Source organism: Paraburkholderia sp. BGA-UO-ETr-F12, assembly GCF_059567945.1.
Window position 1 is genome coordinate 432,822 of sequence record NZ_JCAQOZ010000046.1, and the last position, 26,600, is coordinate 459,421.

22 protein-coding genes and 3 pseudogenes are annotated in these 26,600 nt (G+C 62.3%); 14 read left to right on the plus strand and 11 right to left on the minus strand.

Annotated elements, in window-relative coordinates; translation table 11 throughout:
- Both AC57B6_RS21170 and AC57B6_RS21175 read right to left on the minus strand, forming a co-directional pair.
- Complete coding sequence (locus tag AC57B6_RS21170) at positions 1–501, minus strand: arsenate reductase/protein-tyrosine-phosphatase family protein (protein WP_028194749.1); 501 nt, start codon at positions 499–501, stop codon at positions 1–3.
- Between the two features lie 162 nt (positions 502–663).
- Complete coding sequence (locus AC57B6_RS21175) at positions 664–1,359, minus strand: J domain-containing protein (RefSeq protein WP_028645886.1); 696 nt, start codon at positions 1,357–1,359, stop codon at positions 664–666.
- Between the two features lie 507 nt (positions 1,360–1,866).
- On the opposite strand from AC57B6_RS21175, the gene AC57B6_RS21180 reads away from it, so the two are divergent.
- The 6 genes from AC57B6_RS21180 to AC57B6_RS21205 all read left to right on the plus strand — a co-directional run bounded on the left by AC57B6_RS21180 (position 1,867) and on the right by AC57B6_RS21205 (position 7,510).
- Positions 1,867–2,526 (plus strand): NADPH-dependent FMN reductase, encoded by a 660-nt coding sequence (locus tag AC57B6_RS21180; protein ID WP_030100379.1) that lies wholly within the window; start codon positions 1,867–1,869, stop codon positions 2,524–2,526.
- A gap of 376 nt (positions 2,527–2,902) precedes the next feature.
- A complete protein-coding gene (locus AC57B6_RS21185) occupies positions 2,903–3,118 on the plus strand; it encodes a DUF6566 family protein (protein ID WP_028645884.1) in 216 nt (71 codons plus the stop codon).
- A 141-nt stretch (positions 3,119–3,259) separates the two neighbouring features.
- A complete protein-coding gene (iaaH, locus tag AC57B6_RS21190; RefSeq protein WP_496422038.1) occupies positions 3,260–4,714 on the plus strand; it encodes an indoleacetamide hydrolase in 1,455 nt (484 codons plus the stop codon).
- Positions 4,715–4,728: 14 nt separating this feature from the next.
- Positions 4,729–5,565, plus strand: coding sequence for a CDP-diacylglycerol diphosphatase (locus AC57B6_RS21195; RefSeq protein ID WP_496422039.1), 837 nt, complete (start codon positions 4,729–4,731; stop codon positions 5,563–5,565).
- Between the two features lie 189 nt (positions 5,566–5,754).
- The gene (locus AC57B6_RS21200; protein WP_046572817.1) at positions 5,755–6,750 is read left to right on the plus strand and encodes a fatty acid desaturase; all 996 of its coding nucleotides are present in this window, start codon (positions 5,755–5,757) and stop codon (positions 6,748–6,750) included.
- Between the two features lie 112 nt (positions 6,751–6,862).
- Entirely contained in the window at positions 6,863–7,510 is a 648-nt protein-coding gene (locus tag AC57B6_RS21205) for a tyrosine-type recombinase/integrase (protein ID WP_046572816.1), read from the plus strand.
- 52 nt (positions 7,511–7,562) lie between these two features.
- Here AC57B6_RS21205 and AC57B6_RS21210 read toward each other — a convergent pair whose 3' ends face one another.
- Complete coding sequence (locus AC57B6_RS21210; protein WP_030100373.1) at positions 7,563–8,462, minus strand: YihY/virulence factor BrkB family protein; 900 nt, start codon at positions 8,460–8,462, stop codon at positions 7,563–7,565.
- Positions 8,463–8,651: 189 nt separating this feature from the next.
- Between AC57B6_RS21210 and AC57B6_RS21215 the strand changes: the two genes are divergently transcribed.
- The gene (locus AC57B6_RS21215) at positions 8,652–9,206 is read left to right on the plus strand and encodes a low affinity iron permease family protein (protein WP_030100372.1); all 555 of its coding nucleotides are present in this window, start codon (positions 8,652–8,654) and stop codon (positions 9,204–9,206) included.
- A gap of 728 nt (positions 9,207–9,934) precedes the next feature.
- On the opposite strand, the gene AC57B6_RS21220 is transcribed toward AC57B6_RS21215, so the two are convergent.
- From AC57B6_RS21220 to AC57B6_RS21235, 4 genes are all read right to left on the minus strand, one after another.
- Entirely contained in the window at positions 9,935–10,435 is a 501-nt protein-coding gene (locus AC57B6_RS21220; protein ID WP_496422040.1) for a helix-turn-helix domain-containing protein, read from the minus strand.
- A 649-nt stretch (positions 10,436–11,084) separates the two neighbouring features.
- Positions 11,085–13,394 carry a c-type cytochrome gene (locus AC57B6_RS21225; protein WP_496422041.1) on the minus strand — a complete coding sequence of 770 codons (2,310 nt, stop codon included), beginning with the start codon at positions 13,392–13,394 and terminating at the stop codon, positions 11,085–11,087.
- Positions 13,395–13,539: 145 nt separating this feature from the next.
- Positions 13,540–14,055, minus strand: a complete 516-nt coding sequence (locus AC57B6_RS21230) for a (2Fe-2S)-binding protein (RefSeq protein ID WP_496422042.1) — start codon at positions 14,053–14,055, stop codon at positions 13,540–13,542.
- Positions 14,056–14,164: 109 nt separating this feature from the next.
- Positions 14,165–15,316, minus strand: a complete 1,152-nt coding sequence (locus AC57B6_RS21235; RefSeq protein ID WP_200570639.1) for an FAD-dependent monooxygenase — start codon at positions 15,314–15,316, stop codon at positions 14,165–14,167.
- Between the two features lie 299 nt (positions 15,317–15,615).
- On the opposite strand from AC57B6_RS21235, the gene AC57B6_RS21240 reads away from it, so the two are divergent.
- Genes AC57B6_RS21240 through AC57B6_RS21260 form a run of 5 tightly spaced genes read left to right on the plus strand, consistent with a single transcriptional unit; the run spans position 15,616 to position 21,250 of the window.
- Complete coding sequence (locus AC57B6_RS21240) at positions 15,616–16,368, plus strand: maleate cis-trans isomerase family protein (protein ID WP_028194760.1); 753 nt, start codon at positions 15,616–15,618, stop codon at positions 16,366–16,368.
- 23 nt (positions 16,369–16,391) lie between these two features.
- Positions 16,392–17,219, plus strand: a complete 828-nt coding sequence (locus AC57B6_RS21245) for an alpha/beta fold hydrolase (protein WP_028194761.1) — start codon at positions 16,392–16,394, stop codon at positions 17,217–17,219.
- Between the two features lie 19 nt (positions 17,220–17,238).
- The gene (locus AC57B6_RS21250) at positions 17,239–18,279 is read left to right on the plus strand and encodes a 2,5-dihydroxypyridine 5,6-dioxygenase NicX family protein (RefSeq protein ID WP_030100367.1); all 1,041 of its coding nucleotides are present in this window, start codon (positions 17,239–17,241) and stop codon (positions 18,277–18,279) included.
- An 11-nt stretch (positions 18,280–18,290) separates the two neighbouring features.
- Positions 18,291–18,935 carry an isochorismatase family protein gene (locus tag AC57B6_RS21255; protein WP_030100366.1) on the plus strand — a complete coding sequence of 215 codons (645 nt, stop codon included), beginning with the start codon at positions 18,291–18,293 and terminating at the stop codon, positions 18,933–18,935.
- Between the two features lie 35 nt (positions 18,936–18,970).
- A complete protein-coding gene (locus AC57B6_RS21260) occupies positions 18,971–21,250 on the plus strand; it encodes a xanthine dehydrogenase family protein molybdopterin-binding subunit (RefSeq protein WP_496422043.1) in 2,280 nt (759 codons plus the stop codon).
- A gap of 32 nt (positions 21,251–21,282) precedes the next feature.
- Here the strand turns inward: AC57B6_RS21260 and AC57B6_RS21265 are convergent, their stop codons facing one another.
- Positions 21,283–21,732 (minus strand): MarR family winged helix-turn-helix transcriptional regulator, encoded by a 450-nt coding sequence (locus AC57B6_RS21265; protein WP_028194765.1) that lies wholly within the window; start codon positions 21,730–21,732, stop codon positions 21,283–21,285.
- 381 nt (positions 21,733–22,113) lie between these two features.
- On the opposite strand from AC57B6_RS21265, the gene AC57B6_RS21270 reads away from it, so the two are divergent.
- On the plus strand, positions 22,114–23,424 hold the full coding sequence (locus AC57B6_RS21270; RefSeq protein WP_028194766.1) for an MFS transporter: 1,311 nt from the start codon (positions 22,114–22,116) through the stop codon (positions 23,422–23,424).
- Positions 23,425–23,477: 53 nt separating this feature from the next.
- Here AC57B6_RS21270 and AC57B6_RS21275 read toward each other — a convergent pair.
- Positions 23,478–23,789, minus strand: a pseudogene (locus AC57B6_RS21275) (IS256 family transposase); the annotation flags it as partial.
- 95 nt (positions 23,790–23,884) lie between these two features.
- On the opposite strand from AC57B6_RS21275, the pseudogene AC57B6_RS21280 reads away from it, so the two are divergent.
- A pseudogene (locus AC57B6_RS21280) lies at positions 23,885–24,196 on the plus strand (hypothetical protein); the annotation flags it as partial.
- A gap of 111 nt (positions 24,197–24,307) precedes the next feature.
- Here AC57B6_RS21280 and AC57B6_RS21285 read toward each other — a convergent pair.
- A complete protein-coding gene (locus AC57B6_RS21285; RefSeq protein WP_496422044.1) occupies positions 24,308–25,189 on the minus strand; it encodes an NAD(P)/FAD-dependent oxidoreductase in 882 nt (293 codons plus the stop codon).
- 34 nt (positions 25,190–25,223) lie between these two features.
- Positions 25,224–26,399 (minus strand): annotated as a pseudogene (locus tag AC57B6_RS21290) (DoxX family protein); the annotation flags it as partial.
- Positions 26,400–26,600 lie beyond the last annotated feature (201 nt).

Sequence of the window (26,600 nt, forward strand, 5' to 3'; positions counted from 1 at the left end):
TCAGATCGTACCGCTCACGCAAGCCGGCGCCTCCGTGTTCGCGGCAGTCTCCCGCGCCGCCGCGAACCGCGGCGACTCGATGAATGCGCTGACCTGCCGCACGATTTGCCAGAACACCTTTTCAAATACGCGGACCTGCTCCGGCTCAGACAAGCCGTTGGCAAGCGGATCGGCAAAGATCCAGCGACTCAACGAGGGCTCACCCGGAAAGAGCGGCGCATGGTGACCGGCGACGCATTCGTCCATGGCGATGACGATGTCCATTCGCGGCGCCCACTCGCCGGTGAACTCCAGCCAGCTTTTCGGGCTGAGCACGCCGAGGTCCGAAATTCCCGGCCGCAATTGCGCGATCGCAGTCGGGTGAACTCGCGCGGCCGGCTCTGGCCCCGCGCTGAATACGTCGAACCGGTGTCCCGCCAGTTCGCGCAGTAAAGCTTCGGCAATGATGCTGCGTGCTGAATTCTCTCGACAGAGAAACAGCACCTTGTATTTTCTGGTCACGCTCACCCCGTACCTGTGTTCTTTTTCTCTCTGTCGGATTCTGCCGCAGCAGTCTTGCGCGTTGGTGACACTTCCATGACTTGGTTTGTCGCACGGCAAGAATGCTTTCAGTATGCTGTCAACCGCGCGCCAATCCGGCGGCGCTCGCGATAACTGTTTTCTTCAGAACCGCAAGCCGTTCAGGAACTGGAACCAGAGTCCGCCCAGCACCCCGGCAGGGTGGGCGTCACCGGCGTTTTCTTCGCGCTTGCGGGACGTGCCGTGGTTGGCGGGGTCAGACGGCGTGCCTCGCCTGACGGCTGCATCATCCGTGGCTTGTGCTTGTGCCTGAGCCGTAGCTGCAACGTCGGGAGCCTCCGCTGCGTTTGCTGCTGCCTCGGCGGCAGCTTGCGCCCTCTGCGCCTCACGGCGCGACGCCTGCAAAGCCGACACGCTGTCGGCGATCTGCGCGGCTCGCAGCGCCTCGCATCGACGCCCCAGCAGCACGCCGAACAGCACGTCGCGATTGTGGCCCTCGTCGGCGAAACGCATGGCAAGCGACACCATCTCGGCATAGGCCGCTTCGTCCGCGGCCCGCGCCGCCGTCTCGCGCTCGGCCTGCGCCTTCTGCTGGCGTGCGCGCTGCGCTTCCCAGCCGCGCATCTGCTCGGCATAGACCGTGTCATACACCTTGCGCTGCGCGGCGTCGGAGAGGATCGCGTACGCGTCCTTGATTTCCTGGAAGGTGGCGCGCGCCACTTCCTCGGCGCCGCTGTTGCGGTCCGGATGCCATTTCATCGCGGCCTTGCGGTAGGCCTGTTTGATTTCTTCGCCGGTGGCGTGCATGGGCACACCGAGCATGTCATAGAGGGTTGCCATTGCTTGCTCGACCTCGCGGGGAATCGCTTCGCGAACCATCGTAGCATGCGAAAAACGGCTTTATCGTGAAGCAGCCGGCGCTTCTGTCACCGAACCTGCAGACAAAAAAAGGCCCCGCTACTGACGCAGCGAGGCCAAATCCCATGTCAAGGAGATGTCATGGAGGAGACGGCTCAATCATAGCCGTGCGTCATCGCACCCCCAAACAATGGTTCGCCATATGCTTATCCCGTGCGGCTTCAACTGCATTGCACAAGATGGCGCAGCGGGTTCCGAGCGGGTCCCTAAGTGGATCCCTAAGCGGGTTCGAAGCCGCCTTCGAGGCCTTCGTCAAACAGGCCGCCGAGCCGCCAGTTACCCCGCCCGGTTATATCGTTAGAACAAAAAGTCGCTTCGCCCGGCTCGCCGCGCTCATTAAGATAACGCTTCAAAGTCCGGTTCGCCCCGGTTCGTCTGCGCGCAGCCCCGCGCCAGCGTCCCGTGAGCCGCTACCGAAGGAGTATTTCGTTGACCAGTTTCGATCATCAGCGCCGGCCACTTGTCATCGGCATCGGCGGCACGACACGCGCGGCGTCGTCGACCGAGCGCGCACTCGGCTTTGCGCTGCGTGGCGCGCAAGCCGCGGGCGCGAATACCCGGCTGTTCGGCGGCACCTTCCTGCATAGCCTGCCCCACTACGCCCCGGAAAACCCCCAACGCACCGACGAACAGCTCGAACTGATCGAGGCCGTGCGCCATGCGGACGCGCTGATCATCGCGACGCCCGGCTATCACGGCGGCGTCTCGGGTCTCGTCAAGAACGCGCTGGACACGCTCGAGGAGCTGCGCGCCGACGAGCGGCCTTATCTGGATGGCCGCGCGGTCGGCTGTATCGTCACCGCGTATGGCTGGCAGGCCGCCGGCTCGGTGCTGACCTCGCTGCGCTCGATCGTCCATGCGTTGCGCGGCTGGCCCACGCCGTTCGGCGCGGGAATCAACACGCTCGAAACGCGTTTCGACACCGTCGAGACCTGTTCGGACGCCAAGGTTGTCGATCAGCTCGCCACGGTCGGCCAGCAGGCCGCGCAATTCGCGCTGGCTTTCAACGCGCATCGCACGCCGACGGCCGCGCCGCTCGGCCAGGCTGCCAGGGAAGCACAACCCGCCCGTTTGCTGCACGCGGTTTAAGCGCACCTCGTGTGACCTCGTGGACCGCGCCTCGCGGTCCACGCATTCTGCAAGAATCCTCTGCGAACTCCCGTCGGCGGCCGATTTTCTCGACCCGCCGCGCCCGCTCCGTTCCAAACCGTGCGCCACATAACAGACCATCCGCGAACAAGGCTGGATAGTGTCTTTACGCTTGGTGACTATGGACCGATCCAGCCTCCTGAAGACCGTTCCAGAACGTCGCTGATTTGCTTACGAGGAAAGATTGGTTCACCCGCTGCGCGGCGCGGCCTACGCTTGATCCTGCCCGCTGACTCACCGGTTGCCTGACGCACAGGGTTGCGTCCCGCCTGCCGGCTCCCTGGCAACACACGCGGGCACACTCACTGCCACGACCATGAATTCACATATCCGCTACAAAGGCTACGAAGTCGCACCGGCTGCGCAACAACTGCCTAATGGCCTGTTCGCTGCCAATCTGACTATCGAGAAAACCACCGCAAGCCAGGGTCAGGCCTATTCGTTCGACGCGCTCGACTACTTCTTCGACGAAGAACATGCGCTCGCCTATGCGTTCCGCTGGGGACGCATGTGGATCGACAGCCGGAAATAAGCCGCTAAACAAACCGGCAAAGCGGCAAACGCAGGCCTTCAGCACAGTCCTTATTGCCTATTGCTCATTGCGACACCTGACGTCGGTTTTGAAACGGCTGTGCCAGAATAGACGACACCTGAGTTCAAGGAGTCGCCTGCAATGCCGTGGACCGTCGATCAACAGTTAGCTTTAACCGCAACCGAAGCAATCGCCGCGATCCAGTCCGGGCGCCTCAAAGCCGCAGACTATATAGCCACGCTGCTCGCGCGCGCGGCATCGCTGTCGAGCCTCAATGCGCTCACCACGCTCGACCTCGATGGTGCACTGGCCGCCGCGCAGCGCATCGATGCATTGCCGCCCGAAGCAAAAGCGCAGTTGCCGCTCGCCGGTTTGCCCATCGTCGTGAAAGACAACATCAACACGGCCGGCCTGCAGACCTCGGCGGGCACGCCCGCTCTGGAGGGTTTCGTCCCGAAGACGAACGCGCCTTCGGTACAGCGGCTTCTCGATGCCGGTGCAATCGTGCTCGGCAAAGCCAACATGCACGAACTCGCGTTCGGCATCACCAGCACGAATCTCGCCACGCACGCCGGGCCGGTGCGCAATCCGTACAACCCCACCCTGATCCCTGGCGGCTCGTCGGGCGGCACGGCCGCCGCGATCGCCGCGCGCATTGTGCCCGCGGGTCTCGGCACCGACACCGGCGGCTCGACCCGCATTCCGGCGGCGTTGACGGGCACCGTGGGGTTTCGCCCATCGGTCGGCAACGGTGGCGCCGAGCGGCGCTATCACGACCCGAATGCCGTCGTGCCGATCAGCCATACGCGCGATACGGTAGGACCGATGGCCCGCACGGTTGCCGATGTCGCTCTGCTCGACGGCGTAATCACGGGGGCCGGGCCGTTGCCCGTGCTTGCCTTGAACGGTTTGCGCATCGGTTTGCCCGCGCCGCTCTGGGACGGGCTCGAAAAACAGGTGGAAGATGTCGCACGCGCCGCGTTGCGCCGTCTCGAAGCAGCGGGTGTCACCTTCGTGCCTGTCGCGATGAGCGAACTGGAAACCCTGAACGGCCTGGTCGGCGGTCCGATCGCAGTCCACGAGGCACGTGAGGACGTGCGCGCCTGGCTCGTCGCCAACGATGCGCCGGTCAAGACCGTGGCTGAACTGGCGGCCCGCATTGCGAGCCCGGATGTGCGCGCGATCTACGACGACGTACTCGCCGACGTGCTCGGCGACCGTTACGACGCGGCACTGCTGCAGTGGCGGCCGCGTTTGCAGCAGTACATCGCAGCGACTTTCGCCGATGAGCGTCTCGATGCGCTGCTGTTCCCGACCACGCGCCTCACCGCGGCGCGCATCGACGACCTGAACGGTTCGTCGAGCGTCTCGATCGACGGCGCCGCGCCGATCGATACGATGGAAGCGTTCCTGCGCAACACCGATCCGGCCAGCACGTCCGGCATTCCGGGCTTGTCGCTGGCGGCCGGGCTGAGCGCCGCCGGCCTGCCGGTCGGCCTGGAGCTGGATGGCCCGCTCGGCGAGGATCGGCGGTTGCTGGCAATTGGCGTCGCGGTCGAGCAACTGCTCGGCGCACTGCCGGCGCCGGCGCTCTGAGGGGCAGCCTGAAGATGCCTCTCAAGGATGCCGTTGAACACACCGCTCAAAAACTGCCGATCCGAGTGCTGACGACCAGCAGGTTAAAGCACGCGCGTCTTCGGCAAACGATTCTGCGAACCGTCGCGGCATTGGCGCTCGCCTGCACTGCCGCGGCCTGCGCGCGCCTTGCCGCAATCGATTCGAATGCGCTCTGGAAAATCGTCGACGTGCGTTGCGTGCCGTCGCAACAAGCCACCGGCACGCCGGGCCAGTGTACCGTCGTCAATCTCGACAAACGCTACGCGATCCTGAAGGATATCGTCGGCCGCTCGCAGCATCTGCTGATTCCGACCGATCGCGTCACCGGCATCGAAAGCCCGTTCATTCTGGCGCCGAACGCGCCGGACTACTGGGACGACGCATGGACTTCGCGGCTTTACGTCGAGAAATCCGTCAAGCAGACCCTTCCCGACAATCAACTCGGCCTCGAGATCAATTCGCAATTTCGCCGCTCGCAAAACCAGCTGCATATTCATATCGATTGCATGCAGGACAAGATCAGCGACGCACTGGCACGTCACGCGAAGGACACTCCCGGCGAGTGGCATTGGGATACGCTCGACGGTCAGCGCTACCGGATCATGCGCGTCACGTCCCTCACTCAGGCCGACAATCCGTTTCGCATCGTTGCGCGTGACAACCCGAACAGCCAGGCCATGGCGATGCAAACCGTCCTCGTGACCGGCGCGGGGCCATCGGCGAAACAGGACGGCTGGCTCATCGTGAATAGCGGTCTGGATATCGACAATGGCAGCGGCACGGCAGAAGGTTTGCTCGATCATGCGTGCCGCGTGGCGGACGGTGGTTGAGCGCCGCTTGCCCGAGGTTCACAAAGCGTTCTGGGCGGCAGGCAGCGTCGGGCCGCATTGCGTAAGGGCCCGCGATGTGTCCCCCGGCTTTTGCATCTATATGCAGATGCATTGCTGAACAAAATGGTTCTAGTGCTGCCAATTGGTCCGTAGGATCGGTCTAAACCTGCATTCCGACCGATCCAGCCGATGGCGACATATCTCGACGACACGCAACGCAAGGCACTCGCCCACCAGGCCGCAAGCTGGACATGGCGCACACAATGGCCGACGTGGCTGCTGATCGTCACGATTTATGGAGCCTGGTTCGGCGTAGCGATGCACGCGCACGCGCTCGGCCTGCCGCTGACGACCGCGCTGCTGGCGCTGTTGGGCGCCTGGTACATGTCCCTGCAGCACGAACTGCTGCACGGTCACCCGACGCGCTCGCCGCGCCTGAACGCACTGCTGGGCTTCGCGCCGCTTGCGGTGTGGTTTCCGTACAGCGTCTACCGCGATGCGCATCTTCAGCATCACGACGATCCGCATCTGACGCGCCCGGAGCACGATCCCGAAAGCTATTTCGTGAGTCAGCCTGTGTGGCAACGCGCCGGTTTTGCGATTCGTGCGCTGTTGACCCTGCGCAATACCTTTGGCGGCCGCCTGCTGGTCGGCCCGGCTTTCGCGATCGCGGCAACTGGCGCGGATGCGCTCGGCAAAATCAAACGTGGCGATTGGCGTGACGTGCCGACGTGGCTCGCCCATCTGGCCGCGCTAGCCGCACTGACGGTTTGGCTGCAGCGCGTCTGCTCGATCCCGGCGTGGGTCTTTATCGTCGGTGCGGGTTATGGATCGTTGTCGCTCGGTTCGATCCGCTCGTTTCAGGAACACCGCGCGGCACATGCTTACGAGCATCGCACCGTTATCAACGAGGCTGCGTGGTTCTGGCGGTTGCTGTTTCTGAACAACAACTATCATCTGGTTCATCATGACTTACCGCACGTGCCATGGTTCGCACTCCGGAAAGTCTATGAAACCTCCCGCCAGCAATACATAGAACGCTCAGGAGGCTTTCTGGTAAAGGGTTACAGCGAATGGCTGAAACTTTATACGTTCGCTTCGGTTGCGCCTCCGGTCCATGGAGAGCTATCCGGTTTGATCCAGAGTAATCCAAGGGCTTCCGACGATTTTGCAGGTCAATCGTGAGTAAAATTCATGGTGGTTTTCCGTCGAGGAGAACTCCCTGAAGCTAACCTGCCCGCTACTCCTGAACGCCAAGCCGCAAGACAAGCCCTATAAGATTCGTGTCAGCGACTCCATGTATCTGCTGGTGTCGGTCGCGGGTTCGAAGGTGTGGAAATTTGACTACCAGTTGGATGGCAAGGATTGCAGTTACACCCTCGGCCGATTTCCCGATCTCTCTATCGCGGATGCTCGTCAACTTCGTAACGCTGCAGCCAGCCTTGTCGCGTCCGGGGTTCATCCAAAGGCACACGAAAAGCATCTTCAACAGCAGAACGTTGCCCATTACAAAAACACGCTCTGGCCGGTGTGTGAGGAATGGCTGAGCGACAGCCGAGGGAACTGGACCGCGTACTATCACGGTCAAGCCACGCGCTTCCTTGCACGCTACGTGAAGGACTCGCAGCTCGGTGCAATGCCAATTCGCGACATCACAGTGGCGCACCTGTATGACCTGATCCAATCCATTGCGAAGCGCAAAACTCTTTCAGGCGATGAACGCAAGGCCGGGGGCGCTCCTCACATCGCAATACGTTTGCGCCAACACCTTGACGCTGCATTCAGACGAGCGATTATCAGCGGACGAGTAGACTCGAATCCTGTCGCAGCACTCAAGCCATCGGATGTTGTAACGCTTCCGCCTACCCGACACAATCGAGCGTTGGAGGCTGATGAGCTCAAGCACGTGCTGGCGGCGTTTTCGGTCACCCGACAATTGGATTAGTTGGGTTTTGTCCTTCGGTCCAAGCTGCGTCGCGTTTTCTGCTCGCTTGCGTTCAGACCGCCTTCGGATGTAGCGCGGACATCCTATTCCGCCGAATTGCGGCTGTCGTTTCGGCGCCCAGCAGAAATACAAGCGCACAGAAATACAACCACATCATGAGCACAGCAAGCGAGCCCGCGGCGCCGAACGCGTTCGCCGTTCCAGCATGCGACAGATAAAAGCCAAACAGATATCGACCCGCTGTAAACAGGACTGCAGCGAGGGCTGCACCGGCCAGCGCGTGCCGAAATCTTACGGACACGTCTGGCAGCCACTTTATCAATGCAGCAAAGCCTGCCGTCAGAGCTACGAACGCAAGAATTGATTGCAGCACAAGGGCGAAGACTACGACGGGCTTGTCGCCAAAAATGGCGTGTCCAGCAAATTGAATCGCGGCATCCAGCACCAGCGAGACGACCATCAGAAATCCGAGTCCCATTGCCAACCCAAAGGACATCAGGCGCGCGCGAAGTAACAGGGCGAAGCCTTCGATGCCAGATTTTCGCTCGGCGTCAAATACGACATCAAGAGCGGTGTTGAGCGAAGTGAATGTCGCAGAAGCGCCGACCACAAGCAACAAGACTGAGATGACTGCAGCCACCCCTTTTCCCTCGGCGTAACGGGCATGGCCGACGATATCCTGCATGGCTGCAGCTGCGTCGGAGCCGAGTATGCCTTTCATATGTGCAAACAACTCCCCGCGTGCCGCATCCGCCCCAAAAAACCAGCCTGCGACCCCAAGCACGATTAATAATGTCGGGGCTAAGGAAAATGCCGAGTAAAACGCGATGCTCGCGCCTAAGGTCATGCAGCGGTCCGACGAGAAGCGCAGAACTATCTCCTTCGCTTCATCAAATTTACCTTTTTTCCTTGGCTTGCGGACCGTCTCGCGAGGATGACCAGCGAGTGACATAAACTCTCCCGGGAAGCAGCGCAGGGGCAACACTGCGGCCTTGACGAACGAGCAACCCTCGTACCACCCGACGGGTCGACGCGCGTATTCTCGCAGCCGGGATGCCTGGTTCAGTCGCCACTAACCGCACGCGTGCGGCCGGTACAAAACTTGCTGTGAACGATGAACCTTATCCTTCGGGAGAACGATATGACGAACGATGCCGCCAGCGGTCCAACCGATGAAATTGCTTCTATGCCGGACACGTCCAGCCCGGCGTATGCAAGCGGACACCCCGTCACAAAAGTTTTCGACGCGTTCGCCAGCCTGGTAACTCGATGGGCGGGCTCGCCCCTCGCATTCTGCCTGGCTGTCGCTGTTGTTGTAGCGTGGGTAGTAACCGGCCCGCTGTTCCACTATTCTGACGGCTGGCAGTTGGTGATTAACACCGGCACCACCATCATCACGTTCCTCATGGTGTTTCTGATTCAGCAAAGTCAGAACAAGGACAGTGTTGCCGTTCATTTGAAGCTGAACGAGCTGCTTGCAGCAAACCACGCGGCCAGCAATCGCTTAATTGGTATCGAAGATGCGTCGGAGGAAGACCTGCGCCGCATAGCGAACGCCTATTTCAACCTCGCTAAAAAGGCTGGCGAGCGCAATGGTCGGCAGGATAACGTCGACAGCTGTGTCGAGGAAGCGCGTAGAAATGCAACCCCGGAGAAAGAACCTGCGGACCGCAATCAGCACGAGATAGCCAGCTAATCGCTCGCTGCCTCCCCTGAAAAGAATGCCGGCAAAGCCGACGATGGATACCGACTATTTGGTGAGCATCGTGAGCAAAGCGGTTCAGAAAGGTCGCTATTACGGAATGTCCATAACTTTTACATGCACGCGCATGCGAGTGTCGACAAGCGGTTCCAACGCGTCGTAGCTGTAAGCGCTCAAGCTGACTCTCCGCATCCGCGCAAGCTTTGCACGCGGGCCGGTCAGTACAACCCGGCGGCCTGAGACCGAGTGTGGGGTGTCTGCGAATCAGTTACTGAACTCAGTGCTGAGGCCATTCAAAATCAGACATCGTCCGGTGCTACTTCAGCGTCGCGACGTATTCTCGGATTGGGGAGCAGGTCGGTTGGTGTCATGCGCTGTGTAGCGCAAGCTTTTAGATATTCATTGAGCGTAGAGTTCAATCCCTCCCCGGACCCCTCCCCCTAGCGATTCACAACCGCCGTGCCTGTTCCCCGTGTGCACTATTCCGCTGCCCACATCACACGGGTGTGGACAGGCGCCCTAAGGGCGGTGCCGGAGTTGCACACACTCGAACGTCTGACGCGCCGGCACTCCTACACGTGTTGACCAACGATTACTTTCGCATATTGATCAGCACATGCGACAGGCCCAATCCTGTTGCGAGATGCCAGATATAGAAACGCGAGTAGCGCACGCCGAACTTCGTCTCGATGGCCGTTCTAAGGCGCCCATTCGACCAATAGTCAGCATCGATGCCCTGTTCCCGGGGGAGACTGCCGTAAAGCTGACGCGATCCAGGCAAGCGCCGCAGCGTCGATAGTTCCGGGTGCTCGTCGGCTCGGCGCCTTGTGCGGCTGCATCCGGTCAAGTAACCCGAGGTCAATGGTGAGTTTCCGGATGTACACGTCGGAAAACCGCAGGCCGAACTCGCGCTCGACAACAGTCAGCAATTTCGGATTTGACCAGCGATCCGTTTCAAAACCGTGCAACCGGGGCGACCCCTTTACCGTCTTGACAATCCAGGCTCGGGCTTTGTCGTCCAGCACCGATTTTCGTCCGCCCACGCTGATTCGTTCGATTTTTTCGATGCCTCCTGCGTCCAGCATGGCTTTGTATTCCTTGACCGTTCGAACGTTCATTCCCACGGTCTCGGCGACGCTATCAACAGGCCAGCCTCTCTCGAGTAGTTTTGCTGCCTGAAGGCGCTTTGCGGCGATTGGCTTCAGCCCGGAGTTCGAACTCATGTGGTCAGCGGAAGTGTTGACGACATATTTTTACATAGACTGCCGCTCAGCTACGAAGCTTTGTCAGCAGGTCTGCCACGCCGGCCCGCGTGGCAATTTCCCAGACAAACGTCGAGAATACTCAACGCCCAGCCGACGATGAAGCACGATGCGCAAACGTGCGTTGGTCCAGTGATCAGACTCTATTCCATGCACTCTCGGCGACTCCTTAACCGTCGCGGCAATCCATGCCAGCGTTTCGTCATTCATCCCGGAAGGCTTCTTGTCGCTATCGCGTCGGGCTGCAGCGCTGACTGCATCGAATCAGCTTACTTGACGAACTGTGACCAGGTTGACGCGTCCCCCAACCGTTGCACGGCTTCGAGTTACGGCACCGGAACGCGACCTGTCACGCGCAAGTTGCCGACTGTCTCAGATCTTCTTTCAAATATCCCCAATTCGACCCGCTACCTAGCGTGACGCCTCCCGACCTGCGGCAACATTTTTCGTCTGAAATATGGCGGAGACCGAATGTTGATCTGTGCCCATCAAGGCTCCGCGATCACGCTGTTTATCCGGAACGCCGATACATCAGGTCATTAATAGACCACGTCTTTTGTGACCAACCCACAGGGAATTGCACCAAATCGGGCAATATTTTCAGCCGGCGTCAGTGCGCCCGCGAGCGCAGGCCTGCGGACGCCGATTCAAGATCACGCCAGCCTGGCTGCCCCGGTGCATAACGAGCGCGGATATACGACGCGAGCTCAGCCATCTGCTTGTCGTCGAATACGTCACCGAATCCGGGCATGTAACCGAGCGATTCCGTTGCGGGCTGATCGATCCCATGTTGCAACACATGCAGAAGATTGTCCGGTGAGGCCTGTGCAACGCTGGTGTTCAGCCCCATCAACGGACGCACGCCGAAATGGCCGACGCCGCCCGATTCCGCATGACACACCGCGCACGATGCTTCGAAAATGCGGCGGCCGTTTTCGAAGCCAAGCGTCGTCAAGCCCGCGTCTGTGGCAATTGAACGCGTGGCCGCAGCACGGGCAGACACCTCCGCGTCAACGGGTGGCGACAACGAGGCGACGTAGTGAGCCATCGCGCGTACATCGGATTCCGGCAGTGTAGCGAGCCCGGCGACGACGGGCGCCATCGGTCCCGCCGCCACACCGTGTTCCGCAGAAAAGCCCGTGCGCAAATAATCGAATAGCGCGGCCTCGGACCACGGCACCGGCGACGCACGCGAAGCCACCAGCGACGGCGCGTCCCAGCCTTCCGCGCTCCCGCCCGTCAGATACGCAAAACCGCCCTTCTCCGCGCCGATCGCATTGCGCGGTGTATGACACGCGCCGCAATGCCCTGCCCCGTCGACCAGATACTTGCCGCGATTCCACTGCGTCGAGCGCGTCTCGTCGGGGACGAACGGACGTGTGTCATGAAACAGCCAATTCCATCCGGCCACCAGTCGTCTTTGATTGAGCGGGAACGGCAAATTCGTTTTCGGTGGCGCGTTTCTGACCGGCGCTTGCGACATCAGATACGCGTACAGCGCCATCATGTCGGCCTCGCTCATCCTCGCGAACGCGGTGTACGGAAACGCCGGATAGAGATGCGAGCCGTCGCGCGAAATACCTTCGCGCATCGCTCGCGCAAACGCTTCGTATGACCAGGTGCCGATGCCGGTCTGCGCATCGGGCGTGAGATTGGTCGAATAGACGGTGCCGAACGGCGTGTCGAGCGCGAACCCGCCGGCATTGGTCTTGCCGCCCGGCGCGGTGTGGCAGACCGCGCAGTCGCCCGCGGCGGCGATCTGACGACCGCGTTCGAGCGTAGCCGGCGACCACAGCGAAGTATCGATGGTGGAAATAGGTGCGATCGGCGCCGGCCCTGGCAGGATCGAGCAGGCAAGGCCGATCAATCCGCCCATCACGCCCCCGATACCGCCCCCGGCCAACCAGCGCCGCCAACGCGACGGACGACGCATCTGCGCAGGCGCCTCAGCCAACGTAGCGGAAGGTGCGTCAGCCAACGCGCGGCGGATGCGCTCCGCGTCGAACGGGGGTGCACGGAAACGCACGCCGGTTGCGTCGAACAAGGCGTTCGCAATCGCGGCGGCGGCGGGCGCCGCAGCACGCTCTATCGTGTCGGCCTCCACGCTCGTCAAGGTACGCGCCGTCCCGGCAGTCGATTCGTTCAGCGCTCTCCCCGCCACACTCAGTTCATGCGACACCGCGGCATCGCCGTTCGCAACGCCGGTTTCGTCGTGGGCTGACCGGGCAAGAAAGCGCACGCCGGTGGAGCGCTCGACCGCATCGGCCACCTGCCACGACGGCAAGCCCGAGACGCGCGCGGCACCCGGCTCGCCGGAACCACGGCCCGCGACCAAGCGCCTGATCGCGACATCGCCAGTTTCACGATTCACGTCGACGTCCACGACCCACGCAGTCCAACTATCAGCACCCGGATTCGGGGTTCCCGTTGTGACGCGCACAGGCAAACTGCCTTTCTCATCCGACGATAGCGGCGCGCCGGGTTCGAGCGCTTCGCCGTCGAACGCGAAGCCGCGGCCGCGAACCCAGGGCGACGCCGGCTCAACCTGAGCCGCGAGCGCCCCGCCCCACGCGGCACGCTCGGTCACCATGCGGATCGTTTCGCGCGCGCCGCCGTCACGCTGCGTGTCGAGGTGCTGCAGGCGCAACGCGACAGGGTCGCGGTGCAGCGCATGAGCGAGTTCGTCGATGAACGATTCGCGGGCAAATGCGTGCGCCTGAACAGGAATTGCCCGGGCCGCAGAAGCTTCGACTGCCACGGACGTCTGAGCGTGCCGGTAAACCAGCAAAGGCGTGCCAGGCTCGACGCCGGCATCGCACGCTGGAACCTCGTTGTGCTCCAGCCGCGCACGGTATTGCCACGTTGTCATCGTGCCGTCGCGCTCGTGGCCGGTCTCGACCATCAGGTCCGCATGGGTCATAGCAGCTGCATCGCCCGTTTGCATTCGTACGGGCCATTGATACCTTTCCGACCGGTACAGTGCCGCACCGGGTTTTTCGTTCCCGACAGACTGCTCACGCAAAGACTCAAGCGTACGTTCATCATCACGCACCGCTACGACGTCGTCACCGTTCTGATTCATGCACACCTTCATGTCGCAGATATTGCGCGGCGCGACGCACCGCGTCGACGATCTCGAAGTGCGTGCCGCATCGGCACAGATTGAAGCGCAGCGCGTCGCGGATCGCGTCGTCGTCAGGCTCCGGGTTACGGTCGAGCAACGCCTTCGTGCTCATGATCATGCCGTTCAGGCAGTAACCGCACTGCGCCGCCTGTTCGTCGATGAACGCGCGCTGCACCGGGTGCAGCGCATCCGCCGTCCCCAGTCCTTCGAGCGTCGTAACTTCGCGCCCGATCGCAATGCTCGCCGGCACGACGCACGAACGCGTCGGCTGGTCGTCGACGATCACCGTGCACGCGCCACACTGCCCGAGGCCGCAACCGTACTTCGGCCCATTCAGTTCGAAGTCGTTGCGCAGGATATACAGCAGCGGCGTGTCCGTCGTGGCGCCCTGAACGGTGCGACGAACGCCGTTGACGGTGAGCGTCAGCGGACCGGCGGGCGGACTCGAATGCGCCATATCTGGGCCTGTTCATAAATGAAAAGAGACGACCTTACAGCGGAAGCACGCTGCGTGCTATGGCGCCGGCGTTACGCGCTTCCGTATCGCGTGCTTGCGACTCGCACACTCAGGCCGAAGCGACCTCGGCGGCCGGCGACACGAGCGGTACGTTGAACACGTCGTAGCCAAAGACCCACGACGGGTCTTCATTCGTGCGCAGCCACGTGTTGTTGTGCGAGACCAGTTGGACCTTGGAGGCGCGCGTCGCGCGGTTCGCTTCGTACAGTGCGAAGGCACCCGCGTAGTCGGTTGCGCCCACTTCGTCGAGGCAGCGCGTCAACATGGCGGCGTCTTCGATCGCCATTGCCGCGCCCTGCGCCATGTGCGGCTTCATCGGATGACATGCGTCGCCGAGTAGCACCAGGCGGCCACGGCTCCACAACGGCAGCGGATCGCGTTCGAGCAAAGGCCATTTCGTAATGGACGGCGATACGTCGATCAGATTCTGCACGTCCGGATGAAAACCCGCGAACGCCTCACGCATTTCTTCGCGGCTGCTTTCCATCATCGATACCCCCGTGGGCCACTCGGCCTGCGGCACGCCCGTGACGTAGTAGTACTCGTCGCGCGCCTCGGTCACGTAGTAGACCATCATGTGACGATCTTCCGACCACCACTTCACGCACATGTCATACGGTTTGTGGCCGAGCAGCGACGCGGGAAAGACCGCGCGATGCGCAACATAGCCCGTATAACGCGGCGGCTCCGAGCCCAGCAGGTGATCGCGAATCTTCGAGTTGACGCCGTCCGCGCCAATCACGATGTCGGCCGTCTCGACCGAGCCGTCCGCGAAAGTCATGCGCACGTCGCTGCCGGTGTCCTCGACAGACCTCAGGCATTTGCCGAAGACGATCGTGCCGGGCGCCACCGACTCGGTCATCAGTGCATGAAAGTCGCCACGATGGACCGTCAGATAGCTCGCGCCATAGGCCTTGAGCGCGTGATCGCCGAGCGGGATCTGCGAGATCGCTTCGGCCGTTTTCCAGTCGCGGCTGTACCAGAAGTCGGGATGCGAACCCATCAGGTTCAGAGCGTCCTCGCAGCCGATGCGCCGCATGATCTTCATCACATTCGGCCCCAGGTGAATACCCGCACCCAGGCGTGAAAACGCCTGAGCCTGCTCGTAGAGCCTGACGTCATAACCGCTGCGTTGCAACAACGCGGCAGCCGCCGTGCCGCCGAGGCCTGCGCCGATAACGGCGATACGGGTTTTTCTCATGATGTTCTCCTGTTCGTGCGCCCGCCCAGCGACATGCTTCGACGGCCCGGTTGAGTTCGATTAAATGTAGCGTACACATTCGACATTCTTTCGACAACAAAAATTTTTCGTACACTCTAACGCCAACGTTATCGGCTATATACGTGCAATCATGCGTTTATTCTTGCTGTCGCTCGCCATGAACATTTTTATTCTGTTGAATTTTTATAATGTACACACTAGACTTTGCTTCAACGTACGACGCCCCCTCGCCGTCGCAAGGCGCCGGGCATCACTCACATTGACCGGAGAGCATCACAATGACCAGGACATACCGGATCGGCCAGATCGTGCCGAGCTCAAACACCACGATGGAAACCGAGATCCCGGCCATGCTGCGACTGCGCGAGACGATCCGCCCGCAGCGTTTCACCTTCCATTCGAGCCGGATGCGCATGAAGAAGGTCGTCAAGGAAGAACTGGCGGCAATGGATGCCGAGTCGGACCGCTGCGCACTCGAGTTGTCCGACGCGCGCGTCGACGTGCTCGGCTATGCCTGCCTCGTCGCGATCATGGCTATGGGTCACGGTTATCACCGCGTGTCGCAGGCACGCCTGACGCAGCGCACGGCGGAAAACGGCGGCCAGGCGCCTGTCCTGACGAGCGCGGGGGCATTGGTCGATGCACTGCGTGTGATCGGCGCCAAACGCGTCATCGTCGTGGCGCCGTATATGAAGCCCTTGACCGAGCTCGTGGTCGACTACATCCGCCACGAAGGGTATGAAGTCATCGACTATCGTGCGCTCGAAATCCCCGACAACCTGGATGTGGGCCGCCACGATCCCGCGCGCTTGCCCGACATCGTCAAAAGCATGCCTTTCGAACAGGCCGACGCAATCGTGCTGTCCGCCTGCGTACAGATGCCGTCACTGCCGGCGGTCGCCAAGGTCGAGGCCATGACGGGCAAGCCGGTGATTACGGCCGCGATCGCCACTACCTACGCGATGCTGCGCGAACTCGATCTCGAACCGATCGTGCCGGGCGCAGGCGCCCTGCTGTCGGGCGCTTACTGACCGCCACCGCACGAGGACGCACCATGACTACCTTCCTGTACGGCGCGAACGTCGCGGCCAACGGCATCCGCCAGCACTATCTGCGCTACGGCGGCGCCGACGGTTCACGCGCGAATCGCCCCGCCATCGTGCTGATTCCGGGCATTACCAGCCCGGCGATCACGTGGGGCTTCGTCGGCGAAGTGCTGGGCCGCACGCACGACACCTATGTACTCGACGTACGCGGCCGTGGCCTGTCGTCGGCATCGCCGACCCTCGACTACAGCCTCGACGCGCAAGCCGCCGACGTGGCCGCGTTCGTCGCGGCGCTCGGTCTGCGTGAATTCAGCCTGGTCGGCCATTCCATGGGCGCGCGCATCGCGGCGCGCGCCGCGCTGCATGCGCCGCGCGGACTCGTATCGGTGGCGTTGATCGATCCGCCGGTTTCCGGACCCGGCCGCCGCGACTATCCAGGCAAGCTGCCCTGGTACGTCGATTCGATGGCGCTCGCGCGAAGCGGCACCGACGCCGAAGGCATGCGCGCGTTCTGCCCGACCTGGACGGAAGCCGAACGCCAGTTGCGCGCCGAATGGCTGCATACCTGCGACGAGCGCGCGGTACTCGCCTCTTATGAAGGCTTCCACACCGACGATTTCCACGCGGACGCCGCCCGTCTTACGGTGCCCTCGCTGCTGATGACCGCGCAGAACGGCGACGTGGTGCGCGACGAGGACGTCGCCGAACTGCAGCGCGCCACACCGGCGATGCTGCACGTACGCGTGCCCAACGCCGGCCACATGATTCCGTGGGACAACGCTGCCGGCTTTTACGCCGCCTTCAGCGACTTCCTCGGCGCGCCGCTCGTCTACTGACCGTAAAAAGGAACCGTCGATGCCAGTCAGCGACTACCAATTGATCGAAGCGTGGAAGGAAGTGCTCACGCTCTCTCGCCTCGAACCCGGCCAGAGCGTCACGATCCTGACGAGCCCGGCCACGCATCCGCAGACCTTGTCGTGCGCACTCATCGCGACGCAATCGATGGGCGCGATCGTCAATCGGCTCGATCTGCCGCCGGTGAACGGCGAGAAGGCATTCAGCCGCGATTCGCTCGCCTATCTGGGCACCACGCCACTCACCGGCAACGGCCCCGCGATCGCCGCGCTGAAAGCGAGCGATCTCGTGCTCGATCTGATGACCCTGCTGTTCTCCCCCGAGCAGCACGACATTCTGAAGTCCGGCACGAAAATCCTGCTGGCGGTTGAGCCTCCCGAGGTGCTCGTGCGCATGGTGCCGACCCAGGCCGACCGCACGCGGGTGCTGGGCGCGGCGAAGCGCATCTCCGCCGCGCGGGAAATGCGCGTGACGTCCCCGGCCGGCACGTCGCTCGTGTGTCCGCTTGGCGAGTTCGGACCCACCGCCGAATACGGTTTCGTCGACGAACCCGGCCGCTGGGACCATTGGCCGAGCGGCTTCGCGCTCACCTATCCGAACGATCGCACCGCGCACGGCACGATCGTGATCGATCGCGGCGACATCCTGCTGCCGCAGAAACGCTATGTGAGCGAGCCGATCGTGCTGACTGTTGAAGGCGGCTATGCGACAAAGATCGAAGGGGGGGTCGATGCCGCGTTGCTGCGCGACTATATGGAAACCTTCAATGACCCAGAAGGCTATGCGATCTCGCATATCGGCTGGGGGCTGCAGCCGCGTGCGCGCTGGTCGACGCTCGGGCTCTACGATCGTGAAGCGACCATCGGCATGGATGCGCGCGCGTTCGAGGGCAATTTCCTCTTCTCGCTCGGCCCGAACAACGAAGGCGGCGGCAGCCGCACCACGACCTGCCACATCGATATTCCGCTGCGCCACTGCACCGTGCTGCTCGACGATGATGTCGTCGTGCGCGACGGCCGCGTAATCGAATCGACCCTCTGAGACCTGATGCGATGAATGCTCCCCAAACGCACGCCGAAGCCCATGTGTATCAGCAGCAAGGGTTCGGCACACCGCTGCCTGTGCACGGCAATATTGGCCTCTTGATCGTCGACTTCGTGGTCGGCTTTGCTGATCCGTCTACATTCGGCGGCGGCAATATCGCACCGGCGATCGCACGTACCGTGACGGCGCTTGCCCACGCCCGCGCCGCGGGTTGGCCGGTCGCACACAGCCGCATCGTCTACGCGGAGGACGGCAGCGACGACAACGTGTTCTCGCTGAAGGTGCCGGGCATGGCGACGCTCACCGAAGACCATCCCAATAGCGCGATCGTGCCGGAACTGACACCCGCGAAAGGCGAACTGGTGGTGCGCAAGACCGTGCCGTCCGCGTTCTTTGGCACGCAACTCGCGCCGTGGCTTACGCAGCGCGCCGTGCAAACGCTGCTCGTGGCAGGTGCCGTGACGAGTGGTTGTGTGCGCGCCAGTGTTGTCGATGCGATGTCGTATGGGTTTCGGCCGCTGGTGTTGTCCGACTGTGTCGGCGATCGAGCCGTCGGCCCGCACGACGCAAACCTGTTCGATATGCAGCAGAAGTATGCCGCGGTCATGCCGCTCACGGACGCGCTGGTCGCGATCGAGCAGCGCGTGCGTTGACGCATGAGCATGGTGCACATCCTGGGACTCTGCCCGTGAACCGCTCCGAACTTCTGGCACGCATCGGCCGCCTGGCCGTGATCCGTCGGCCGGCTGCGCCCGTCAGGCCCGCTGCGGGACAGCCCGGCAGCCTCTCGACCTACGTGCCGGACATACCCGAAGTCTTCGTCGCGATACTCGATGACGGACGGATCCTCGCGTTCAACGGTCACGTCGATCTCGGCACGGGCATACGCACATCACTCGGTCAGATCGTCGCGGAAGAACTCGACGTGCCGGCCAGGCGCGTCACGGTGCTGCTCGGCGACACCGCCGCCACGCCGAATCAGGGTCCCACGATCGCCAGCGCGACGATCCAGATTTCGGCGGTACCGCTGCGTTGTGCGGCGGCGCAGGCGCGCGGCGCGCTCTTCGAACTCGCGGCGCAGCGCCTCGGCGTCGCCATAGAACAGCTTGCCACTGACGACGCCCGGATTTTCTGCGCGGCCAACCCGAACGGCGCACATGTGACTTTTGCCGAACTGCTCGCTGGCCGCAGCATGACGCTTGAACTCGACATCGCCACACCCGTCAAGGATCCATCGACGTACCGGCTCGTCGGGCGTTCATCGCCGCGCGTCGATCTGCCGGCGAAGGCGACCGGCGCATTGACCTTTGTGCATGACATGCGCGTGCCCGGCATGCTGCACGGGCGGGTGGTGCGTCCGCCTTATAGCGGCATCGATAGCGGCGCTTTCGTCGGCACATCTTTCGAGCAGGTTGAACGCGAATCCGTCGCCCATATTGCCGGTGTACGAGACGTGGTGGTGATCGGCGATTTCATCGGCGTCGTGGCCGAGCGCGAAGAACAGGCGATTCGTGCCGCACGCGAGTTGCGCGTCAAATGGAAGCCGCTACCGCCGCTCGAATCTCTGGATGATCCAGGCGCTGCGATCTCCGCTGCGCCGGCAAAACGACGGCCTCTGCTGGAAGAAGGCGACGTCGAATCCGTGCGCGGCCTGCCCGGCACGATCACGCTGTCACGCACCTACGTATGGCCTTATCAGATGCATGGCTCGATCGGTCCATCGTGCTCGGTGGCCGACTTTCGCGAACCCGGCAAGGGACGCATCACCGTCTGGTCGGGCACGCAGAATCCGGTCTCGCTACGCTTCGATCTCGCGACCCTCCTGCAACGCGACGAAGCCGATATCGACGTCGTCCGCATGGAAGCGGCAGGTTGCTACGGTCGCAATTGTGCGGACGACGTCTGCGGCGACGCGCTGCTGCTCTCGCGCGCGGTCGGGGCGCCGGTGCGCGTGCAGCTTTCGCGTGCCGACGAACACACGTGGGAGCCGCAAGGCTGTGGCCAGGTGGTGGACGTCACCGGCACGGTCAGCGACGACGGCCGTCTGCTCGGCTACGACTTCGTGACGCGCTATCCGTCGAACGATGCACCGTTGCTCGCGTCGCTGCTGACAGGCGCCGTCGCCCCACAAGCGCGCGTCTTCGAAATGGGTGACCGCACCGCTGTCTCGCCGTACGAAAGCCCACACCGCCGTTTCGCATGCGACGATCTCGCCCCGCTCGTGCGTTCATCATGGTTTCGCGGTGTGTCGGCGCTGCCCAACTCGTTCGCGCACGATTCGTTCGCCGATGAAATGGCCGCGCTAACCGGCTGTGACCCACTGGATTTTCGGTTGCGCCATCTGAACGACACACGCGCCGCCGAACTGCTTGAAGCGCTTGCCGCGCGCGCCGGATGGAAGCATCGCAAGCGCGGCAGTGAAGCGGCTGACGGGCGCTATGCGCGCGGACATGGCATTGCATACGCACGCTACGTGCACAGCCGCTTTCCAGGCTTTGGCGCGGCATGGTCGGCGTGGGCGGTGGAACTCGTGGTGGATCGGGTGACCGGGCAGGTGCGGGTCGAGCGCATCACGATCGGCCAGGACACCGGCACGATGATCAACCCCGACGGCGTGCGTCATCAGATTCACGGCAACGTGATCCAGGTACTGAGCCGCTCGCTCAAGGAGCGCGTGCGATTCGTCGACGGCAAGGTGGCGAGCCGCGAATGGGGCAGTTATCCGATCCTGACTTTTCCGGAATTGCCGGCCGTCGACATCGTGCTGATGCCGCGTCAAGGCGAACCGCCGCTGGGCGCCGGCGAATCGGCCTCCGTGCCTGGACCCGCCGCGCTCGCGAATGCGATCTACGACGCGACTGGCGTGCGCCTGCTCGCGCCGCCGTTCACGCCAGAGACTGTGCGCGAAGGTTTGCGCGCCGCCGGCAAGCTGCTGGCGGCTGAACCGGCGCAGGCGACGAATATTTAGGAGCCAGGCAAGACAATTACGGTGTGACTCACCTACTCGCCGTCTGCATCCGACTCCATCATTTTGCGCAGCAGAAACAGTATGGCGACGCGCTCGCCCGCATTCAGCGCGCCGTAGGTGCGCTCCGTGACCTCCTGGGCGAACGGCACGGTGCGCTCGATCAGTGCGAGGCCCGCAGCGGTGGGACGCACAACAAGCTTGCGTCCGTCGTTCGGGTCGGCGCCCACCTCGATCAGCGCGCGCGCCTTCAGGCGCTCGACGACGCCGCGGATCGTCGCCTGATCGATCGCGGTTGCTTTGACGATGTCGTTCAGTGAGCACGGTTGCTGCTCTTTGACCGCACACAGTGCGACGAACTGTGCGGCGGTCAGATCGGAATCAGGAATCTCTTCCTGAAAAATCGCGACGTGCCGTTGATACGCACGACGCAACAAGTGGCCGATCTGATCGTGAAAGTCGTAGGAATCCTTGCGCGGCGCCATAGGGGTACAAGGCCGGGCGGCCTGAAGACGAAAGAGAAAGAGTGTACACCCCCTAACCGGACCCTCAATACGACCTTGATCAAGCTGCCGCGTCGTGCAGCTTATTTGTAGCTAACACGCTTTACATTTTTCATGCACTTCCGCTGTGCAAGAAGCACGAACACGCCCGTGAAAAAGCACGAATTACGGGCATTTTTCGATTGATTGAGCGAATCGACGAGGAAATTTTATGGGCTTGGACCGGTGTTTTCCCGCACCGTATTTTGGAGTGTATACGCTACGTTTTTAGCGTGATACACAGATATCTGCAAGCGAAGTGCGAGTGATCTCTGTCGCACGACATCCACCTTTTTTTCGCACCACCTTCCGGGAGTGGCAGTCATGGCGAATGTTTATCAGGGCAGTGCCGTGCTCGACACGAGCAGCACCGACAACAGCGATCTCTATCGCAAGGTTACGATCCGTCTCATCACGTTCTTCTGTTTGTGTTATTTCGCGGCGTATCTCGACCGGATCAACATCGGTCTCGCGAAGCTGCAGATGCTCGATGCTCTCAAGTTCAGCGATACCGTCTACGGCCTGGGCGCGGGTCTGTTCTTCGCCGGCTATATCCTCTTCGAAGTACCGAGCAATCTGATTCTGCAGCGGGTTGGTGCGCGCTTGTGGATCGCGCGCATCATGATTACCTGGGGTCTGCTGTCGGGCGCGACGCTGTTCGTCACCACGCCGATGCAGTTCTATATCGTGCGCTTCCTGCTCGGCGTCGCCGAAGCCGGATTTCTGCCGGGCGTACTGCTCTATCTGACGCAGTGGTATCCCGATGCACGCCGTGCTCGCATCGTGGCGCTGTTCATGGTCGGCTTGCCGCTGTCGAGCATGATCGGCAGCCCGATTTCCGGCTGGATCATGGCGTTCTTCAACGGCGCACACGGCCTGGGCGGCTGGCAATGGCTGTTCCTGCTCGAAGCGCTGCCGTCGATCGCGCTCGGCATTGCGATCCTCGCGTGGCTGCCGAATAACATCGAATCCGCCCGCTGGCTCAGCGCCGCGGAGAAGAAAACGCTGCGCGCGAATCTCGACGCGGAGCCGTCCGGCAACAAGAGTCATTCGCTGAGCGGCGCCTTCGTCGACTTCAAGGTGTGGGCACTCGGCCTCATCGATCTGTGCGTGCTGCTCGGGCTGTACGCGACGAGTTTCTGGTTGCCGTCCATCTTGCGCGATACCGGCGTCGCCGATCCGTATCACATTGGGTGGCTGATGGCGATTCCGAACGCGTTAGCCGTGCTGAGCACGCTTTACTGCGGCGCCAGCTCCGACCGGATGCGTGAACGCCGCTGGCATATCGTGGTCCCGTTCCTCGTCGCGGCGGTTGCACTGGTTATCGCCGGTTCGGGCCACCACGGCACGGTCGCCACGGTCATTCTGTTCTCCCTGATCAATGCGGGCGCGGCCGCTGCGATGCCCGTGGTGTGGTCTCTGCCTTCGACCTTCCTCAAAGGCCCCGCGGCGGCGGCGGGCATCGCCTTCGCCTGTTCGATCGCGAACCTCGGCGGCTTCGGCAGCACATATTTCATCGGCTGGTTGCGCGATACGTTCCACTCGCAGAGCGCTGGCCTGTTCGGCTTTGCCGCATGCATGATCGTCGGCTGCACGCTTGCGTTGACGTATTCCGCAAAGCTCGTGAACCGCTGATCGGTTCTCTGCACAACAGCGCTGCCCTGTAATGGCGACCGCCGCGCCTAGACACCATCCCGCTCTCCTCCTGGCTCGGGCAAAGATCGGACGAGCGGGCCGTCGTCGGTGCGCACGGTCTTGCCGCTTGTGCCGTTGCGCTAATTGGTCGCTTGGGGCGGGCGCCCAGCGCCGGCTGGATAGCCCAGATGGTGGCCTAGCTCGGCGCCCAGCGCCCGTTCCATCAGTGCCTTCCTGAATGCGGCCGAAGCCGCCTCTACCGCCTCCGCTGTCATCGGTCCCTTCACGAATTGGTCAACCGGTTCCATTGGAATCGATGGCAAGTCTGTCCGCGCCTCAGTCGTCTGTTCCGGTTTGCGTGGCATACATGCTCCTTTGAGCTACATGTTATGCCTTCCAACACAAAATTTCTGACAGCCCCCGGGTCCACATAGCTTTCCACGATCCTGAGTTGGTTCCGAACAACAACTACCATCTGGTGCATCATGACTTACCGCACGTGCCATGGTTCGCACTCCGGAAAGTCTATGAAACGTCCCGCCAGCAATACATAGAACGCTCAGGAGGCTTTCTGGTAAAGGGCTGCAGCGAATGGCTGAAACGTTATACGTTCGCTTCGATTACGCCTCCGGTTTGTGGAGATCTATCCGGTTTGATCCAGAGTAATCCAAGTGCTTGCGACGATTTTGCGGGGGGAAATGCCCATGGCATTGACGTGGGCCGCGGACCCGCAGCCTCTTGTCTTCTGATGAAAAAAGTCGCCGGACGTTAGAAACACCGGATTGCTCGGGCTTCGACTACAGCCTGGACTGGATAGCTTTTGTCGAGCGCGCACCAGCAGCACTCAAGGTTCCGATACGTCTATTCGAAACGTCACGCCCTATCAATCCATCGTCTTGTCCCGTACATCGCCTGTAATGAGCCGGGTGCTGCGCCGGTAGGTGAGATACGCCCAGAGCCAATCGAGAATAACGATGGCGCGGTTCCGTCCGCCGACCAGGAAGGCGATATGAATTGCGCCCCAAAACCACCACGCGGGCTCCCCCCATACGCGAAGTTTGCCGATCTCGGCAACCGCCGCCTGACGTCCGATTGTGGCAAGGCTGCCGAAATGCCGGTAGCGAAACGGCGGCGGCGGCGGCCGCCCCTCAAGACTGGCCGCGATCACGCCGGCCACATACAGGCCCTGCTGTTTGGCCGCCGGCGCGAGACCAGGAACCACTGCGCCGCGCCATCCCAGACAGGATGCCGTATCGCCTATCGCATAGATCCTTTGCAGGTCCGGCACCGACAGGTCGGCGCCCACGGCAAGCCGTCCCGACGGATCAGCGGTCCGGTTCAACCATTGAGCCGCAGGCGACGCTGCCACGCCCGCCGCCCACAGAACGGTACGCGCGGCGATGCGCTGCCCCCCAATGTCGACACCCTTGCTGTCCACGCCCAGCACCCGGGTGTCGAGCCGGACCTCGACCCCGAGCGCTTGCAGTGAGCGTTCTGCTGCGCCCGATAACGTGGCGGCGAAAGTGGGCAGGATGCGCGGGCCCGACTGCAACAGGATCACGCGAGCGCGAGCCGGATCGATCTTGCGGTATTCCTCGGCCATCCCATGCCTGGCCAGTTCGGCGATGGCACCCGCCAGTTCGATGCCGGTGGGGCCGCCGCCGACGATCACGAAAGTCAGCCACGCGGCGCGCTCGGTCTCGCCCGCCGCGCTTTCGGCATTCCTCGAATGCCCGCAACAGGCGGCTGCGCACGTCGGTCGCATCTTCGATACTCTTCAGGCCCGGTGCAAAAGGCGCCCAACTGTCCTTGCCAAAATAGCTGTGGCGAGCGCCTGTCGCCAGTACCAGGTAGTCGAATTTCACGGATAGCGTGCCCACGTGTACCTCGCGCGCGACCGCATCCACCCCCGTCACCTGCCCTAACCTGACCTGAACGTTGCGCTGCCGCCGGAACAGGCTGCGAATCGGCGTGGCGATCTCCGCGGGCGACAGCGCGGCCGTCGCCACCTGGTAGAGCAGCGGCTGAAACAGATGATGGTTGCGCTGGTCGATCAGCGTGATCCGACAGCGCGCATTGCGCAGTCCCTGCGCGGCTGCGACGCCGCCAAAGCCTCCCCCGACTACGACGACATGGGGCAAATCCTCCGGGGAGGAATCGTCTTCCTGCGAACTGGTGCCCGTCCACCGGTCAAGCAGCCAATCGACGGAAAATGCGCCGCCGCCTGCGACCACAAGCACCAAAAGAAGAAGCAGGACTGCCAGCCGATCGTCGGTCGACATGGCGATACCGGCCACTGGCACCATCACCGCGATGACGAGGGCGGCCAAGCGCGTCGCACAGCCAAGCGCGAGCGCTAACGCGAGCGCCACCGCACACCATGCCGGGTGAACAAGAGCGGTCGCCGCGGCGCCCAACATCGATTTCTGCAACCACGAACCCGTTGGCAATACGAAGTTAACGAGTGAAGCGGCAAGCCCGACACGAATGACGAACTGAAGAAGCGGACTCAGATAGCGTTCGAACCAGACATAAAGCCCACGCGCGAGCCTTATTGGGCGAAATGGAATCCATGACAATCCGCGCCCCAGAAGATTGTCCAGCGATATCGCCCCCGCCCCACTTACGATGAGCCACGAAAGGAGCGCAAGTTTGGCTCCTTGTGCGCCAACCGCCAGCGCACCGTGACTGTCGACGATCGTTTCGACGAGCAGCACCAGTGCGACAGGACGAGTCAGCAGCCCCATGGTAAGCAGCAACGGCACCACACTGTGCAGCGCTGCATCGAGCCCGGACGGGACATGCAGGCCGCCGGAGAACAGACCATCGTGGGGGCCTTCTGCCATCGTCATGATCTGATGCACGAAGACGACCTGTCCAAACCAGATCCGAGCACACAACAGCACCCAGGGCATACATAGCACGCGTAGCGCGAGGCCGAAACCGCAGGCACGTCTAAGGGTCTTTCGTAACATAGGGATAGAGCGCCAAAATATCCATGAACGGCCCGGCGCTCCACTGCGGACAGAGAACAAACCGGCGGTCGGATGCACGGGGTAACCTGAAGGGCCTGGGCGGCAAGTCAGTAGCGCCTGCCCGTCTCTGGTTCGCCGCCAGACATCAACGGCTCTCCGGGATCATGCCGTCCACATCCGACTGATAGTTCGTCTCCGGCT

Excerpts from the sequence above, each read along its gene's own strand:
- AC57B6_RS21215 (WP_030100372.1), top strand. The coding sequence starts at position 8,652 with ATGACGAACGATGCCGCCAGCGGTCCAACCGATGAAATTGCTTCTATG.
- AC57B6_RS21285 (WP_496422044.1), bottom strand. The coding sequence starts at position 25,189 with ATGCGACCGACGTGCGCAGCCGCCTGTTGCGGGCATTCGAGGAATGCC.
- AC57B6_RS21245 (WP_028194761.1), top strand. The coding sequence starts at position 16,392 with ATGACTACCTTCCTGTACGGCGCGAACGTCGCGGCCAACGGCATCCGC.
- AC57B6_RS21210 (WP_030100373.1), bottom strand. The coding sequence starts at position 8,462 with ATGTCACTCGCTGGTCATCCTCGCGAGACGGTCCGCAAGCCAAGGAAA.
- AC57B6_RS21195 (WP_496422039.1), top strand. The coding sequence starts at position 4,729 with ATGCCTCTCAAGGATGCCGTTGAACACACCGCTCAAAAACTGCCGATC.
- AC57B6_RS21235 (WP_200570639.1), bottom strand. The coding sequence starts at position 15,316 with ATGAGAAAAACCCGTATCGCCGTTATCGGCGCAGGCCTCGGCGGCACG.
- AC57B6_RS21225 (WP_496422041.1), bottom strand. The coding sequence starts at position 13,394 with ATGACCCATGCGGACCTGATGGTCGAGACCGGCCACGAGCGCGACGGC.
- AC57B6_RS21255 (WP_030100366.1), top strand. The coding sequence starts at position 18,291 with ATGAATGCTCCCCAAACGCACGCCGAAGCCCATGTGTATCAGCAGCAA.
- iaaH (WP_496422038.1), top strand. The coding sequence starts at position 3,260 with ATGCCGTGGACCGTCGATCAACAGTTAGCTTTAACCGCAACCGAAGCA.
- AC57B6_RS21200 (WP_046572817.1), top strand. The coding sequence starts at position 5,755 with ATGGCGACATATCTCGACGACACGCAACGCAAGGCACTCGCCCACCAG.
- AC57B6_RS21185 (WP_028645884.1), top strand. The coding sequence starts at position 2,903 with ATGAATTCACATATCCGCTACAAAGGCTACGAAGTCGCACCGGCTGCG.
- AC57B6_RS21250 (WP_030100367.1), top strand. The coding sequence starts at position 17,239 with ATGCCAGTCAGCGACTACCAATTGATCGAAGCGTGGAAGGAAGTGCTC.
- AC57B6_RS21240 (WP_028194760.1), top strand. The coding sequence starts at position 15,616 with ATGACCAGGACATACCGGATCGGCCAGATCGTGCCGAGCTCAAACACC.
- AC57B6_RS21270 (WP_028194766.1), top strand. The coding sequence starts at position 22,114 with ATGGCGAATGTTTATCAGGGCAGTGCCGTGCTCGACACGAGCAGCACC.
- AC57B6_RS21265 (WP_028194765.1), bottom strand. The coding sequence starts at position 21,732 with ATGGCGCCGCGCAAGGATTCCTACGACTTTCACGATCAGATCGGCCAC.
- AC57B6_RS21220 (WP_496422040.1), bottom strand. The coding sequence starts at position 10,435 with ATGAGTTCGAACTCCGGGCTGAAGCCAATCGCCGCAAAGCGCCTTCAG.
- AC57B6_RS21230 (WP_496422042.1), bottom strand. The coding sequence starts at position 14,055 with ATGGCGCATTCGAGTCCGCCCGCCGGTCCGCTGACGCTCACCGTCAAC.
- AC57B6_RS21205 (WP_046572816.1), top strand. The coding sequence starts at position 6,863 with ATGTATCTGCTGGTGTCGGTCGCGGGTTCGAAGGTGTGGAAATTTGAC.
- AC57B6_RS21175 (WP_028645886.1), bottom strand. The coding sequence starts at position 1,359 with ATGGCAACCCTCTATGACATGCTCGGTGTGCCCATGCACGCCACCGGC.